The organism is Lapidilactobacillus salsurivasis, assembly GCF_054785215.1.
Genome location: NZ_BAAABI010000004.1, coordinates 180,255 through 196,522, shown reverse-complemented (window position 1 = coordinate 196,522; position 16,268 = coordinate 180,255). Strand labels below are relative to the sequence as shown.

General features: G+C 45.4%; 14 protein-coding genes and 2 tRNA genes. 6 read left to right on the top strand and 10 right to left on the bottom strand.

Annotation, left to right across the window (positions count from 1 at the left end; all coding sequences use genetic code 11):
* Positions 1–6: 6 nt before the first annotated feature.
* Genes ACYVSB_RS06805 through ACYVSB_RS06790 form a run of 4 tightly spaced genes read right to left on the bottom strand, consistent with a single transcriptional unit; the run spans position 7 to position 5,027 of the window.
* On the bottom strand, positions 7–1,668 hold the full coding sequence (locus tag ACYVSB_RS06805) for an extracellular solute-binding protein (protein WP_461218859.1): 1,662 nt from the start codon (positions 1,666–1,668) through the stop codon (positions 7–9).
* 30 nt (positions 1,669–1,698) lie between these two features.
* On the bottom strand, positions 1,699–2,622 hold the full coding sequence (locus tag ACYVSB_RS06800) for a carbohydrate ABC transporter permease (protein WP_461218858.1): 924 nt from the start codon (positions 2,620–2,622) through the stop codon (positions 1,699–1,701).
* A gap of 15 nt (positions 2,623–2,637) precedes the next feature.
* Complete coding sequence (locus ACYVSB_RS06795; protein WP_461218857.1) at positions 2,638–3,597, bottom strand: ABC transporter permease; 960 nt, start codon at positions 3,595–3,597, stop codon at positions 2,638–2,640.
* Between the two features lie 29 nt (positions 3,598–3,626).
* A complete protein-coding gene (locus ACYVSB_RS06790; RefSeq protein WP_461218856.1) occupies positions 3,627–5,027 on the bottom strand; it encodes an alpha-L-fucosidase in 1,401 nt (466 codons plus the stop codon).
* A 167-nt stretch (positions 5,028–5,194) separates the two neighbouring features.
* Between ACYVSB_RS06790 and ACYVSB_RS06785 the strand changes: the two genes are divergently transcribed.
* From ACYVSB_RS06785 to ACYVSB_RS06765, 5 genes are all read left to right on the top strand, one after another.
* On the top strand, positions 5,195–5,656 hold the full coding sequence (locus tag ACYVSB_RS06785) for a hypothetical protein (RefSeq protein WP_461218855.1): 462 nt from the start codon (positions 5,195–5,197) through the stop codon (positions 5,654–5,656).
* A 192-nt stretch (positions 5,657–5,848) separates the two neighbouring features.
* Positions 5,849–7,720 carry a family 20 glycosylhydrolase gene (locus tag ACYVSB_RS06780; RefSeq protein ID WP_461218854.1) on the top strand — a complete coding sequence of 624 codons (1,872 nt, stop codon included), beginning with the start codon at positions 5,849–5,851 and terminating at the stop codon, positions 7,718–7,720.
* Positions 7,721–7,810: 90 nt separating this feature from the next.
* On the top strand, positions 7,811–8,491 hold the full coding sequence (locus tag ACYVSB_RS06775; protein WP_461218853.1) for a DUF624 domain-containing protein: 681 nt from the start codon (positions 7,811–7,813) through the stop codon (positions 8,489–8,491).
* A complete protein-coding gene (locus ACYVSB_RS06770) occupies positions 8,484–10,775 on the top strand; it encodes a helix-turn-helix domain-containing protein (protein ID WP_461218852.1) in 2,292 nt (763 codons plus the stop codon). The genes ACYVSB_RS06775 and ACYVSB_RS06770 overlap by 8 nt, the downstream gene beginning before the upstream one ends.
* A complete protein-coding gene (locus tag ACYVSB_RS06765) occupies positions 10,775–12,175 on the top strand; it encodes a glycoside hydrolase family 1 protein (protein ID WP_461218851.1) in 1,401 nt (466 codons plus the stop codon). The genes ACYVSB_RS06770 and ACYVSB_RS06765 overlap by 1 nt, the downstream gene beginning before the upstream one ends.
* Positions 12,176–12,293: 118 nt before the next feature.
* Here ACYVSB_RS06765 and ACYVSB_RS06760 read toward each other — a convergent pair whose 3' ends face one another.
* Together ACYVSB_RS06760 and ACYVSB_RS06755 are read right to left on the bottom strand one after the other, a co-directional pair.
* On the bottom strand, positions 12,294–13,280 hold the full coding sequence (locus ACYVSB_RS06760; protein ID WP_461218850.1) for an alpha/beta hydrolase: 987 nt from the start codon (positions 13,278–13,280) through the stop codon (positions 12,294–12,296).
* Between the two features lie 4 nt (positions 13,281–13,284).
* On the bottom strand, positions 13,285–14,235 hold the full coding sequence (locus ACYVSB_RS06755; RefSeq protein WP_461218849.1) for a prolyl oligopeptidase family serine peptidase: 951 nt from the start codon (positions 14,233–14,235) through the stop codon (positions 13,285–13,287).
* A 276-nt stretch (positions 14,236–14,511) separates the two neighbouring features.
* Here ACYVSB_RS06755 and ACYVSB_RS06750 point away from each other — a divergent pair, with 276 nt between their 5' ends.
* The gene (locus ACYVSB_RS06750) at positions 14,512–15,012 is read left to right on the top strand and encodes a TetR/AcrR family transcriptional regulator (RefSeq protein WP_461218848.1); all 501 of its coding nucleotides are present in this window, start codon (positions 14,512–14,514) and stop codon (positions 15,010–15,012) included.
* A 346-nt stretch (positions 15,013–15,358) separates the two neighbouring features.
* On the opposite strand, the gene ACYVSB_RS06745 is transcribed toward ACYVSB_RS06750, so the two are convergent.
* The 4 genes from ACYVSB_RS06745 to ACYVSB_RS06730 form a co-directional block, all read right to left on the bottom strand.
* Positions 15,359–15,431 (bottom strand) — tRNA-Gln (locus ACYVSB_RS06745).
* A 5-nt stretch (positions 15,432–15,436) separates the two neighbouring features.
* Positions 15,437–15,508: transfer RNA gene (locus tag ACYVSB_RS06740), tRNA-Glu, on the bottom strand.
* Between the two features lie 181 nt (positions 15,509–15,689).
* Complete coding sequence (locus tag ACYVSB_RS06735) at positions 15,690–15,887, bottom strand: hypothetical protein (RefSeq protein ID WP_461218847.1); 198 nt, start codon at positions 15,885–15,887, stop codon at positions 15,690–15,692.
* The gene (locus ACYVSB_RS06730) at positions 15,880–16,206 is read right to left on the bottom strand and encodes a hypothetical protein (protein ID WP_125598500.1); all 327 of its coding nucleotides are present in this window, start codon (positions 16,204–16,206) and stop codon (positions 15,880–15,882) included. The genes ACYVSB_RS06735 and ACYVSB_RS06730 overlap by 8 nt, the downstream gene beginning before the upstream one ends.
* Between the last annotated feature and the right edge of the window lie 62 nt (positions 16,207–16,268).

Here is a 16,268-nt window from a genome sequence, read left to right as displayed (position 1 = left end):
TCCAAATTATTTGGCGCTCTTCCACCGATCATAGGCCGTTTGATAAACTTTGACATATTGTTTGACGTTCATGCCTTCAATAGTTTTCACGTATTTATCCCAATCGGACAACGGTGTCACACCTGTAATAAATTTGGCCTCAGATTGCGTTACAAAGGTCTTTAAATCGTTGGCGGTAGCTGAAACGGAATCTTGTTCAGCTTTGGTTAGGTAAATCAATGGGAATGGAACAGTTGCATAAGGATCGATCTTTTTAGCAGTTTCGCTATTGATAAACTTGGTGAAGTCATCAATTGGACTAGCATCTGCCGATGACCGAATCGCGTATTTGTATTCAGCCTCACCTTTGGCGTCGGAACCGGATAATTTTGGTACAGTCAGACCGTAATCTGGGGTTATCTTAGACCGCTTCTCCTCGGCATTCTCCGAATTGACGCCATCAGCATAAACACGGACTTTCTCACCTTCCTTATTCGTCTCGTACTTCCAAAGTAGACCCTCTGGACCGCTAGCTAGGTATGCTGCGCCAATTGGTGAGTAGAAATAGTCGACCCAACGTAATGCTGCAGCTGGTGAAGGATTATTCTTCGTGATGGCGAAATTACCGCGACTAATTCGAGGATTCCCAGGGACAACCGCCTTCTTAGAAACAGAACTGGTCAAAGGTTGCCACATCGGATCACTCATCGCTTCTGATTGTGAACGACCCGTGGTGAATAGTGAGTAATAATCTTGGAACACCCCAAGACGATCGGCCTTCCCTTTGGCCTTCTTTTGATCATCTGATTGGGAGAAGGTATCCTTGTCCAATAAGCCTTCTTCGTATAGTTTATGCATATAGGTCAGGTATTCTTTATATTGATTGGAAATTGGCGTATAGAAGACTTTATCGCCATTATTTTGAACATCGTTTGTCAATAAGCCGAAAATCGACATGAGCCACCAACGACTGGCATCTAACTTGACATCGCTTAGTGGAATTTCATCGGCTTTCCCGTTTTTGTTTGGATCTTCATTCTTGAACCGTTTCAGTAAATCATAAAACTCATCAGCGGTTTTTGGCAATTCAGTCACACCCAAATTCTTTAGCCATTCCCCGTTATACCACATTGGCCCAATGTACCAAGCCGAAGTCGAGCCCCGTGATAACATTGGCAATGAATAAATATGACCATCTGGTGTCGTGATCGATTTCGCGATACTTGGATCTTCTTTCATTAACTTATTCAAATTAGGTGCATATTTAGGAATCAACTTTTCTAAAGCGATTAACTGCCCTTGTTCTCCATAAGTCACTTCATTAGCCGGTGTCAAGTTGGCGGTCCCGGCCGCATAGATAATATCCGGCAAGTCCTGGGATGCGAACGCCAAATTTAATTTCGTTCCAAAATCACTGTTAGGCGGTGTGTTGTACTTCAACGAGATTCCTGTTTTTTTTGCGTAATCTTGCAGAACTTGCATGTCCTTCCATTCGGCCTCGCCCATACTTGGCGCCATCAAGGTCATGCTCAGCTTGTCCTTGACGATGGGAAAGCCGGAAGTGGCGACTTTCGCATCATTTTTGGCCGTGGCGCTACCTCCGGAATCGTTCTTTTTGCCGCAGCCTGCCAAAGCGAGTGCGGCCAATGCTGTGATTCCTAGCCCTTTGATTACTTTTGATAAATGCATGATTTTGCTCCTCTCATTTTTAAACGCTGATTAACCCTTTAAAGATCCAATCAAAACACCCTTAACAAAGAATCGCTGTAAAAATGGATAGACAATAATGACCGGCAAACTGGAAACGATCATGACGCCATATTTGATAATCGCGGCTAAAGTTGCTTTATCATAGGCTGCTTGCGCTGCGCTGGCAGTCACATTGGCCCCAGTGGCCGCACCTTGTTGCATATCTTGCAGCACTAAGATTTGACGTAGAACCATTTGTAACGGGTACAGTGCCTTATTTTGCAAGTAAACCAACGCGCTGAAATAGGAATTCCAAATCCCCACCCCATAGAACAGGGCCATTACCGCAATGATCGGCGCGGATAGGGGCAGGACAATTTTGAAGAAAATTTGGAAATCGGAGGCGCCATCGATTTTCGCGGCCTCTTGCATTTCCCAGGGAACACTGGACTGGAAGAACGAACGGGTAACCACAATATTGTAAACTGAAGCGGCACCGGGCAAGATAATGGCCCAGACGGTGTCGATCATCCCCATATTCCGGATCAAGAGGTAGGTGGGGATCAAGCCACCGTTAAGGAACATGGTCACCAGCATGAAACTGGTGAACCATTTCTTACCCGAGAAATCCGGGCGAGAAATCGCATAGGCGCAAGGAATCGTCAAAATCAAACTGACTAACGTTCCGGTTACGGTATAAAAGATCGTCATGCCGTATCCACGCCAGATATCTTTATATTTGAGAATGACGCCATATCCTTCCCAAGTGACATCTTTCGGGAAGAACCACATCGCTCCGGAGTTAACGGATTGTGGCGAACTAATTGAAGCACTGATGATATAAACCAAGGGGTAAACCACGATTGCGACAGCAAGGAAAATGAAAATGTAGAGAAAGACCTTAAAGACGCGATCAGCTTTGGTATCCTTGATCAAATGATTCGTATTGGTCATTTGTTGATCTCCTCTCTACCATAAACTGTTTTCTGATACACGCCGGGCGATGGCATTAACGCTGATCAAAAGCACGGCGTTGATTGCAGCATTGAACAAGCCAACCGCGGCGGCATAACTATACTGTCCGTTGATCAACCCTTGACTATAAACAAAGGTCGCGATCACATTTGAACTGGACATATTCAGCGGATTTTGTAACAACAGAATTTTCTCATAGCCCATGGAGAACAAGCTCCCCACGTTCATGATCAGTAAAATAACCATTGTTGGCACGATCGCCGGTAAATTAATATGCCAGATTCGTTGGACCCGCGAGGCGCCATCAACGATCGCCGCCTCATGCAAGCTCGGGTCGACCCCGGCCAAGGCGGCTAAATAAATGACGGAACCCCAGCCAGTCCCCTGCCAAACGCCAGACAAGACGTAAACGGTTTTGAACCATTTCGGGTCAGACATAAAGGCGATCGGCTTGACTCCGAAGAAGCCCAGGGCATGGTTGATGATCCCCGTTGATGGATCCAAGAAAGCAATCAACATCCCACCCATCACAACGATTGAAATGAAGTTTGGCGCGTAAGTCACCGTTTGCGCGAATTTCTTCCAAAAACCATCCTTCATTTCATTGAGTGCTAAGGCCAAAATAATGGGCAATGGAAAACCAACGATCAATCCGTAAACTTGGATCCCGATGGTGTTGCGGATCAAGTCCCAGAAGTAATAGGAATCAAAAAATTGTTTGAAATATTTGAAACCGACCCACGGTGACCCCCAGATGCCCAAAGTTGGCACGTAATCCTTGAACGCGATCAAAATCCCATACATCGGAATGTAGGAGAAAATCAAGAAGGACAAGAATGCAGGTAAAATCAGAATATATAATTGCCAATTCTGTTTCAGTCGTCGTTTGGAAAAAAGTGGTTCACGGATCTTTTTTTGTTTTGGTGCACTTACAGTTGCGGTTGCAGCAGCCATTTCAGCAACTCCTTTCTTTTATCATCGGATCATTTTGATACTTCGGGCGCACCTGCAGTTGCTTTCACACACATGATGCCAGGATACAGTTGTTGGCGTAAACCACCGGGTAATCCTAAGCAACCTGTCGGCGCAAGTGGCAATGCGGCCTGGGTGCGACCCAACAAGGTGGCCTTGCTGATCGGTTCAGGGAAATCAAAGCGTTTCAAGTCAAGTTGCCGCGGTGGCACTGTCATTTGTGGAAACAGATAGTAGTGCCCGGCATCTTCAGTCACGAACCAACCAAGTTGTGCTGCTCGCTTGAACAAGCTTGGCTGCACACCTCGAGTACCGTAAATTCCTTGACCGTTCAGCTGTAACCAAGCGCCCAATTGCCGTAACAATTTGCGATAAGGCGGCGCAATCGTGCCATCAACCTTGGGACCTACCCCAAGCACAATATTTCCACCTAAACTAACCACCCGTAAAATCGTGGCGATTACCGTTGCGATCGATTTATATTGACCATGAGGGACATAGCCCCAATCATGGGTCAAGGGAATATTACTCTCCCAAGGCATCGTCGGTAAGTGATCCGGATCTGGGACTTGCCGTTCGGGGGTCACATATTCCTCGTAGCGCCCACCAATCGTGCGATCAACGATCAACATCTCTGGCTGCAGTTTCCGGATCTGTGCCATCAGCGGATCAAAATTCAACGGTTCGCGCTGATTGCCGACCCAACCCGCATCTAACCAGAGCATTCCCAGTGGCCCATAATTCCCGGAAATCTCTAACAGTTGCTGATGGACGAAATCCACGAAGCGCTGCCAGCGTTGCGGATCCGAACTGGGCAGATAGTCCGCGTGCCGCCCTTTAGGTAACCCATCGTGGCGCCAATAATCCGGATAATGCCAGTCCGCTTTAGAATAATACGCACCAGGCATGACGCCAGCAGCGCGCATTGCTGTCGTAAAACTACCAAACAGATCTGGTTGCTGGAGATGCGCCGCGGGATAATCAGGATTGGTCACCTTGAAATCACTGAGCGCTGTATCATATAGAGTGAACCCATCATGATGCTTCGTGGTTAGGATCGCGTACCGAATCCCTGCCTCTTTAAAAAGACGGGCCCATGCATCTGGATCATAGTAATCAGGAACGAATTGCTTAGCTAAGCCCCAATAATCCCGTTTCAATTGCCGCATATTCGGCCGAAAAGGTTTATTGCCTCGCGCCCAAGTATCCTCATCAGATAGTTGCCACGACTCCACCATGCCCGGGACGGTGTATAAGCCCCAGTGAAGTAGGACGCCGATCTTCTGATTTTGGAACCAGTGCCAATTCTTTTTTAAAGCTGAATATTCAGGATATTGAGCAAAATCGGCTGGCGTTAACGGCCCTGCCTTGGCTTGCTCAATATCTTGACGTTCAGAATCTTGCTCTGACATGTGCTCCCTCCTTTTTGCATATCGAGCATAACCCGGATGAGTAAGCGATTACAATATGCGAAATTTTAGACTATGCAGTTCTTAACCTTTGCTTGTCGCTGTGGCGTTACACCTGCTATACTTCATAGCGTGAATGATAGCCTTTTCATCACAGAGGAGGTTGAGACATGCGTCAATTTGGAAAAGTTTTCGTCATTAGTTTGGCCAGCTTATTGGTGATCGGTTTGATTTGGTTCTCGCAGAAGGACCGTCAAGTAGTGGTGGCTGATTTAGCGCCTACAACGGTTCAAGCGGATCGTCAAGCCGCCAAACGCGTTTTGCAGGCCAATATCAAGGCCACCAATCAAGGTGATCTAGCGGCTTATTTGGCCACAATTGCACCTTCAAAACGGGCAACAACGGAGAAAGAACTAGCGCCAACATTCAAGCAACAACACACCCAGCTCAAACTTCGACACTTCACCGTGCAGAAACAAACAGCGGATCGTCTCGTGGCGAAGGTTGATCAGCTTCAGACTACTAAAGGTCAAGCCAAACAGCAGGTGCTCGAAAGTAATCTGGAATTCACGCGGCAAGGTCAGCAATGGTACATCAAGCAAAGTATTCTTTTCAATGTCGTGACCAATTGACGGATCTTCAAGTTCCATTGATTCTGCACAAAATCTATAGTTTTGTCAGTGTTGATTGTTGATATATCAGGTAAACTAAAGAGATGTTGGCACGATAAATGTAAGCGCTATATCGTTATAACGCCGTTTTGCGCGGTGCATTTTTGAATTTATGGGGGTTCAACCCCCAATCTAGTTATGGAGGGAATCATTTTGATCAAATTGAATTTCATGTCCGTACCCGGTGAATTAGCCACCGGAATCGACTTGCTGCAAACCGAATTAGGTTACCAGATCGCAGCCGATGGTGTACCCATCACGGCGCAAACTCAGGTCACCGATTTGACGGTCACTTACCAAGAAGGTCAGGCGACCATCGCCTACCCATACCCAGCCGCCTTCTTCCGGGGATTGACGGCTCTGGTCGCCGCCATCAAAACAGACCAACCGCTGCAACTGAACGAGACTCCTCAGTTTACAACTAGTGGTTTGATGATCGATATGTCTCGTAATGCCGCTCTGAATCTCACCGGGCTCAAGCAAATGATTCGCCTCAGCGCCAAGTTAGGTCTGAATGCGGCCCTCCTTTATATGGAAGATGTGTATCAAGTTGAAGACTATCCTTATTGGGGTTACCAACGCGGTCGTTTGACAGAGTCAGAGTTACAAGCTGCCGATGATTACGCTCACAGTCTGGGTGTGGAATTGATTCCTTGCATCCAAACCCTCGCCCACTTGATCAACCCGATGAAATGGCATTTTATGGATCAGATTCGCGACACTGATGGCATTCTTCTAGTTGATGAACCGAAAACCTACGATTTCCTACGCAAAATCATTGCGGCGGCAACCCGACCATTTCGTTCGCAGAAGATCCATATCGGCATGGATGAAGCACACGACCTTGGCCGTGGCATCTATTTGAATCAACACGGTTGGGTCGACCGCACCAAAATCATGCTGGATCACGTTCGCCAAGTGATCGCCATTACCAAGTCCCTGGATCTCGATGCGATCATGTGGAGTGACATGTGGTTCAACGCCGCTGGTTTTGGTTATGGTGATCCCCAGACCGTCTTTCCTGAGGACCTGAAGGAGCAGATTCCCGAGGTTGATTTGATGTATTGGGACTATTACAACAATAGCCAAGAGAATTACGAACAAGTTCTACGCCTCCAACAAGAATTAGGCACACCGGTCAGTTTCGCGACAGGTGTTTGGACTTGGAATGGGTTGGCACCAAACTATGGCAAGACCATGCGCACAATGGCGGCAGGAATGGCCGGTGCTAAGAAAGTTGGTGTTAAAACCGTTTACGCCACCATGTGGGGCGATGACGGTGGTGAGACGCCATTCACCGCAGGCGCCTTGGGCATTCAAGCGTTCGCGGAGCAAGTCTATCATCAAGCTACCCCAACCTCGGAAGCATTGGCAGCCGCTTTTAGCACCTATCAGAACAAACAAGCCGCTAATTACTGGTTGCTCGATGAATTCGACCAATTACCCGAATTGACCGCGGGCAATCCCGACGCCACCAATCCAAGTAAGATCCTACTATATGAGGACCTCCTGCATCCTCTGTTTCAGGCTAATTTCGCCCAAGTTGATTTGGCCAGACACTATCAACAATTACAGGCGAAACTGGATCAGGTGCAGGTGCAGCCGGACGAGACCGAACTTTTCCGCTTTTATCAGGAATTAGCACGGACATTGGTCTTGAAAAATCGGCTCCTGACTCTGATTCAACAGCATTACCAGGCACAAGATCGCTCAGCAATGGCTCAGGTTGTCCCTGAATTAACCAAACTCGCCCAACAGTTAACGGCCTTGCAGACGGCCCATCGCCAAGTGTGGCTAAGCCTCTACTCGCCGTTTGGCTGGGAAGTCATGGATATTCGTTATGGCGGATTGATCGCGCGCTGCCACTCTAGCCAGGTCCGCCTAATGGACTGGGCCGATGGTACGGTCAACACACTGCCCGAACTAACTGAACCTAACTTAGTCAATGGTACCGTCACCGCAAATAGTATTGGTCGCGGTCTCTATTCAGAAATTGTCACAACTAGTAAAATTTCTGGCGTATAAGCCGGCAGCACTTCCCCGCAAACTCATTATAATGGGAGGCGGGAGCCGGCTGACAAACTGGCCAGAACAAAGTAAGGGAGTCTGATCAACATGAAAACAGAACCACGTGGTATCGTCAAACTAACTATCGATCTTGGTTATTTACTCGTCTTTGGCCTCAAGCTACAATTGCTTTGGCTGTGGTTCACGATCCGCGGGTTCGTCGTGTTGGGGTTCTTTCCAGCATTGGCCAGCTGCGCCAAGTTATTGATTCGTCGACTGACACGGACTGACGACTGGCATAACCGTTTCGCGGGAAGTAACGAACGTTTCGCGCCGCTCTATCAAGAATTTCAAAACTTCTATCAAACATCTTTCTGTGAATTTAATGGGATTAGCTACTTAGGTGCCATTCTAATGGCACTACTCTTGGTGGACTTTGCGGTCAACCGCAGCTTCTTGCACTCCACCTGGCTCCAGTATGGCTTGATTGTTTTACTAGCGATGACTTTGATCTACTGGTTATATATTCTCACGATCTACGCCCGCTACCAATTGACCTTCTGGCAATATTTCCGCCAAGCCTGGATCATCTCGATCGCGAAATTCAGCAACACACTAGCGATCGCCCTAGGAATCGTTTTGATCACGGCCTTGATTGTCCTCTTCCCAGTCCTCTCGATCATCGCACTGATCCCGCTGTACTTGACCCCGTTGATCTGGTTCTCCTATCGCTCCTGTCTTTTCGTCGAGGCTTTCATTAGCCAACAGGATGTGACTAACCTTGATTAAGTGGTTGCGTCACTGGCAACCTAAAAAAATCATCACCATGTACTGGTTCTTCTTTCTCGTGATCTTCTTGATCCCGATTCTGATTCTCAGCGGCAATTGGCTCCGTGAAGAAGTCGCCAATCAAAAACGCATTGTGGCCACTACCCAGGAACACGCCTTGGATCAGATCACTGACGGCCTAGATAACACCATTGCCCATTTGATTAGCACCGCCAACCAGATCGCACTTGATGATGATTTCTTTGTGGAACCTAATACCCCAGAAGATTTTCACACGATCGAGCAGGCGATCCAACGCTATAATCTCAGCACCACCCTGATCGATAAAATTTTTATTAACCTTTATCGAAATCCCAACACGCTTTATGCAACGGATGGCACCTATGACACGGACCCAGCAATTCAGACCTATCATCTGTTGGCGCCGCAACTGCAGCCGGCACAAATCACAGCCGCTCTGCACACCAGTACCCCAGAATTGGTCATTACTCCCATCAGCAATCCAAATGGGGCCTTAGAAAGTACGCTTTGCCTGAAAGTTCCGCTGGTGGTACATGATACTGGTCCTAAAGGCACCGTCTTCTTTGTGCTGAACAGCGGCCGCCTACAAGATTGGCTGGCGACCAGCGCCGTTTCTAAGAATCAAGTCTTAGGCATCGCTCAGAACCAACGCAGCATTTTATTACCTCATGACCAGCTAGCTGGCATCTCTTTAGCAGAACTCACTGCAAGTCCGGCTGGTCGACAACTGCTGGAAAATAACCATTCGCAAAACCAACCTGTGAAATTCAAGCGTGACAAAACAACGATTGCGTTGCAAACACGGTCGAGCGATACCGGTTTTTTCAAAGTCGTTTCCTACACACGTCCAGCTGCCCCTAGTCACCCGCTGCTGACCTTTCTCAATCATTACTTATGGCTCTTTTGTTTGATCTTGACCTTAGGTGGTCTGTTGATCCACTGGTTCAGTAAACGTCAATACTCGATCATCCGTCAGTTGGAAGCCAGTCTCCCCAAGCCGCTCAGTGATAGCTTGGCCCATTCTGAGGCAGCCCAACTGCAACAATCCTTTGACCGTTATGTAGCCAGTCATCAGGACCTCATTCTCACCTCCAAGAACCAATTACCTTTCGTTCAAAATCAGATTCTACAATTGATCCTGAACGGTCGTGTGGTCGATCCCGTGATTATCAAACACTTTCTCACCATCGCCGCGATTGAGTTCAAACGTCCCCATTGGATGCTGGTGCTGATTGATGCACCTGTTTCTTGGAAAGATAACAGTTCGCTGGATCCCTTGACCACGCCCGATTTCTCGGCGTACTTCATTTATCAAGTTACCCAAGAACAAGTGGTCATCTTACTCAATTACACCAATGAATTACCGTTGACCAAGCTGACCGCGACGCTGAGGGAGAAAGTGCCGCTGATCGGTCCAGAAACCGCGATTTACCTAAGTCGCTCGCTGGATCAACTCAGCGACCTTCATGAAGCCTATATCGAGGCCATTTCTACCCAGATCACGGCGCATCCGCGGGTGGGTGAAACAGTCACCTATGACACTGCCAACGATCAGACCTTGCTGGGTGAAGATTTATTTGATTTTACCAGTGAACTGAAATTGGATAACAGCCTTATTCAGGGAAATTATCGCAACGCCCAAGAAGCCTTCGAGAAATTGTTCAACCTGGCTAGTCAAAGTTATGATCCTCGGGCCCGCTTCGATTTGGGCATGTCAAACCTAATTACGCGTATCCTCAAGGCTGACTATCAAAAACACGCGGAAGTCAATGATGAGCTCGTTTCGCAACTGTTGATGAATGAATCCCTCAGCCAACTTCACGGGATTTTGCTGAAAACGATCCAGCGGATCACAACCGCTGACCCTACACCAACACCAACGCCCACGCCGGCAGAACAAGGTGAAGCATTAAGGCAATACATCATCGCCAATGTCTGTTCACCAACGCTGTCCTTGGTCGATGTGGCCGATCATTTTGACTTGTCCGTCCCCTACACCAGCCGTTACATCAAGGAGGTGACCGGGAAAACTTTCACCGATTTCGTCACAGAACGGCGGATGACAATGATTCAATACGCCCTAACCACCACCGATCTACCGATCAAAGCGATTATCGAACAACATGGCTACTATGACGTGGCCAGCTTCACCCGCAAATTCAAAAAACTGACCGGCATCACACCTGGGGCTTATCGCCGCACGCACCAACCGCACCATCGTCCCTTTGAATCCGATCAGACCACGACAGGAGATAAAAGCTGATGCAACTTACTTTTCCAAAGAATTTCTGGTGGGGCGCCGCAACTTCTGGCCCGCAAAGTGAAGGTCGCTTCCATAAACCCCACGCCAATATGTTTGACTACTGGTACGACACCCAACCACAGGATTTCTATGAGTTCGTCGGTCCAGATACCGCCTCCGACTTCTATCACAGTTTTCGGGCCGATATTCAGTTAATGAAGGCGGCCGGTCTCAACTCATTGCGCACGTCGATCCAATGGAGTCGGCTGATTGCCGATTTTGAAACGGCCACGCCTGATCTGGATGGCGTTCGCTTCTATAACGCGCTGATCGATGAACTCTTAGCCAATCAAATCACCCCGATCATCAACCTCAACCACTTCGACCTGCCGATCGAACTCTATCAACGCTATCACGGCTGGGAGAACAAGCACGTCACCGATCTCTTCGCCGCTTACGCCGAACAATGTTTCAAGCTCTTTGGCGACCGTGTGACCAACTGGTTTACTTTCAACGAGCCGCTGGTGATGGTGGACGGACAATACCTTTCGCAATACCAATATCCCAAACTGGTTGATGGTCACAAGGCCGTTCAGGTTGCCTATAATCTCTCCTTGGCCTCGGCCAAAGCCATAGCCAAATACCGCCAACTGGACCAGCACAATCAAGGCAAAATTGGGATCATCCTTAATCTGGCGCCGATCTATCCGGCAACGCAGGAACCAGCCGACCTAGCAGCGGCGCATATGGCCGATTTATGGGTCAATCAGCTTTTCCTCGGTCCAGCAATCAAAGGTCAATTTGCGCCTGAGCTGGTGGCAATGCTGCGCCAAGACGGGGTATTGTGGGAGAGCACACCTGATGAACTCGCCCTGATCCAGGCACAAACCATTGACCAACTGGGCGTTAATTATTACCAACCTTTACGCGTGCAACGCCCGAACGTTTCTCCCGATAGCCTGATGGCCTGGCGCCCCAGCAAATATTATCGCGGCTACCAACTCCCTGGGCGCATGATGAACTTGGATAAAGGCTGGGAAATCTATCCCCGCGGTCTTTATGACATCGCCATCACGATTCGCGACCAATATGACAATATTCCTTGGTACGTCTCCGAGAATGGCATCGGCGTCCATCAGGAGGAGCGTTTTCTTGATGCGGAGGGCCTGATCAACGACGCGTATCGCATCAAATTCATGGCGCAACATTTGGCTTACCTTCATCAAGGCATCGCGGCAGGCGCCAATTGCCACGGTTACCATGTTTGGACCCCGATCGACTGCTGGTCGTGGGCCAATGCTTATCGCAATCGCTATGGTCTGATTCGCAACGAGATCCATACCCAAACCAAAACCTTGAAGCGCTCAGCCTACTGGTTCCACGACCTCAGCCAGAATAACGGCTTTAGTTTGGACCAATAAGTTCGCGATCACGCCCAGACCAGAGGCGCCAAAACGCAATAAAAAGCCGGCTAGCAGGCCGACTTGTAGTGCATCTTAAATGTTCTTGTTATCGTCTGTTGATAATTAATTTTGTATTTTATTGATGCTTTAATACCTTAACATCTTGATATAAATCATTTTTTAATAGTTCTGGTGATTCGCCATAAAAGACTTTTCCTGCCTCAGTGTCATTCATTAGGTAGTACCTGAACCAAGCGGTCATATATCCATCAAATTGTAAATAAGAATCTCCATGATCAACTTCTTTTTTTCTTGCAAAGGCCTTGTCGATGTTATTCGGCAAATCTTCTAAATTTTCTTCTAAGCTCCATAAGGGAGTGATACCTTGCATAATTCCTGCTTTTTCATCGGACTGGATGTTCTTACTTAGAGCCGTACCTGAGTCAAAAGATCCTGTACCTGCTGTCATAAATGTTGGAGCATCAATAAGCGACAGATCATATTCCCAGCCATCTTTGAAAATGTTTGTGTGGTAAGAAGAAGTAGGGCTTGCTGCATACACAGCTTTAATTCTATCTTTATTGCTTTGTTTTCCAGCCATATTGAATACCGACGGACCGCCTTGGGAATGGCCCCCTATCCCTATATTTTCTACATCAAACTTTTGATAAAACATACTATTATTATTTTTATTTTCTTTAATTAAGAAGCTTATTGTGTCATTCATGGATTTTCCAGTATGTGTGTTTGGATCTTCATTTCCTACCGCAATAAACCCCCAAGAGGCAAGATGACTCAGAAATGATTTGTAAGTTTTTGACGTGCTGCCAGTTCCATTGGCAAAGACTACTACTGGATACTTTTTATTCCCAGTTTCCATATTTTTAGGATACCAAACTGCAATTTTTTTCATAACCTCATCTTTTGTGTCAAACTCTTTATATGAAACTTCTTCACTGCCCATTGCTGTATATTTTTTTTCTAAATTTCCGGAAACCTTTGTATATTTATAATAGTTTTCTTCTTTATGTTTTGCTAGCATTATCAATCCTATTGATATCACGCAAATAATAAGTACTATAATCCCAAAAACTTTAAAAAGCATTTTAATTCCTCTTTTCATCTACTTACTCCTCCGTCGATAAATACTTCTCTAAATAGTCTTCGATTTTTTCATAATATAACTTCATCATCTTTGAATCATTTTGAAGCCCGTGACCTGAATGTTCAAAGACCAAATAATCGTGAGGAACATTGTAATTTTCAAGTCTTTTATTTAATCTTTTTGATGCTTCAAACGGCTGAACCTTATCAAATTTACCATAAGCTAATAATGAGGGGACGGTATTTTCGTCGATCCAAAGAAGAGCAGAAATATCCTTTATTTCTTCATCATATTTGTTGGTACCTAAAATTTCAGGTTCTATTGTTTTTCCAGCCATTACACCAAATAGATCTGCGGCTGCTTTCCTTGTTTCTTCATCGTCCTTATTTAAACCATAGTTTGACCAATCTTCATTGTAAAAAGATGAGGGTCCTACAGCTCCAAAAAGCATAGTTACTGGCACAGGAGCTTCTTTTCCATCACGATAAGCATAAATCATGGCAAGTGTGTGACCTGCAGAGCCACCGCTTAATGCCATTTTATCAATGTTATAACCCAATTCCTTCGCAGCTATTTCTATTACTTTTGGAATGCTTTTTTTTATTTCAAGAGATTGTGTATATACGCTTGCTTTAGGATTATCCTCATTTCTTAAGGTATAATTAATCCCTGCCGCAACATATCCCTTTGATGCGAGCCATTGAAGCATCTCTTTATCGTCCTTTTTGTCTCCCGTTGCAAAACCACCTGCATGAAGATACACAACAAGTCCGTATGAATTTTTTGTAGTATTCGATGGAAGATACAAATCAAATTTATTGGATTCCTCTGTACCATAGGCTATATCCTTGTGGATTGTTCCTACTTTTTCGCTCCACTGAACCATGTAATTTTTAGACCAGCTCGGTGTATAGGTCATCTTAACAACTACCGAACCTACAAAAGCTAAGATAAACGCAAAGGTATAAATCATAAACCATTTCAATCTCCCATTGTGTTTTTTCGTTATAAAAAATCTCCCCCGAATAGTGTTCCACCCATTAGAAAGTTTAGTACAGCTCTAACAGCTAACCTTCCTAATACAATTCCTGCTGCTATAACAATTAAAAGTATTATAGTTCTCTTACTTGTAATATTCATAAAAGCTCCTCTTGTTTTTCTTTATTGTTGAGGGTACAATTATACCACCGCATCAAAAAATAAAACAATAAAAAAGGAAAAAGGTACAAAAGGAGGAGTTTGTTCCATCATGGGAAACAAAGAGCGAAATAAATATGTTATCCACCAAATCATTTCAGCTACACTAATCCTTTTTCAAGATAAAAAATGGCAGGAAATATCTATTAGTGAAATTATTACAAAAGCTGAGGTTAGTAGAAATTCCTTTTATAGAAATTTTGAGAATAAAGAAGATATTTTAAAAAAGCATCTTAAAGATCTATCTGAAAGTTGGTTTTCTGCAGTGACTGGACAAAATGATTTGTCATTCTCTGAAAAGCTAAAGTCTATTTTCTCTCATTGTGAGGATAATAAAGTTTTTTACCAAAGATTAAATGAACAGGGACTATTATATTTGTTTAAGGATATTATGACGGATTCCATGGATCTTACCCCTGAGTCCACTGCAATGGAAGCGTATATGAAATCATATGTCATATACATTCTTTACGGATGGGTTGAAACTTGGTTAAACCGAGGAATGAAAGAAAGTGCAGAGGATATTTCTTTTATTTTTTCAACAGTTAAATAGATTTAATAGTCAACACGTAAAATTTTCAGTTTTCCTACTAAGCCAAAGTTTATTTGTTTCTATATTCCGATACATGATGGTAAATTTTATTTCTTTTCTTGTTTATTTCAAATAAGTTGCCTTTATCAGCATAACTTTTTGTTTTCATAAAAAAGAGGTTTCCAATAATTGGGAATAGTTTATAGGTCTAAAAATTTTAATTAACCCAATTCAATACCGGAAGCAAACCATTGTTCCATAAACAGGGTTTGCTTTTTTATTTTCACCACGGAAAACGTTGCCGCCGCACCAAAAGCGGCGCACAAAAAAAGCCTATCCTGACAGATAGACTTTACTGATAAGAATATTGGGATACTTGGGTTCGAACCAAGAAATTATGGATTCAGAGTCCACCGCCTTACCAATTTGGCTATATCCCAATGAATCACCCGTACGGGAATTGAACCCGTAACTCCACCTTGAGAGGGTGGCGTCTTAACCATTTGACCAACGGGCAATTAAAAAGCACAAGTAATAGTTTAGCGTATCTAAATATGAACGTCAAGCCTTTTTTAGTTTTTACAGTCAGCCTTTTTAGTTTTTATCTTGGCCCGCGTTCAACCATGCAAATCTTGTTCCGGTTGCTTGCAAGTAACGCGTGACTGCAGCGAACTGCACCCACAAGGTCCATTGCGTCCTTATCGTCCCCGGTGGGTCAAGAGCGCCTGCCAGATCGTCCAAATCAAAAGGACGATTGTTACGCCGCCGCTGACAGCAACAAAATAGCGCAGGACCGGCAAGCTAAAGCCCAATTCCATGAAACGCAAAACTAAAGTCAACACCGCAAAGCCAGTCGTTTGGCTGACCCGATCACCAAATAGATGCCATCTATTCAAAGGAGAACTCCACCAAGTTCAAGTGGCGATCGGTCAAATGCGAGCTGGTAAACCAGACTTGGTCGTAAGATTCGGACTTGGCCTCGGCTGTTTGCGCAAACAGTTGCTGGAGTATGGCCTGGTTTTCTTTAACGAATTCTGGGGTCAGTCGAAACACATGTAACCGCATGGATGGGAAGAAGACGTCATCCCCAGGCACCGGTAAATTGTCGGCGAAAGCAAAAGTAATTTGATTAATATAAACACGGGGCTCGCGTACAACGCCTGAATTGGTTAAAATGAAGTTAATGATTGCTTTAACAATTTCTTTTTCTGTCATCTTTCAAGCCACACTTTCCTATTAGTCTTATTTTAACATACTTACTTAGCTAAAAATCAGTG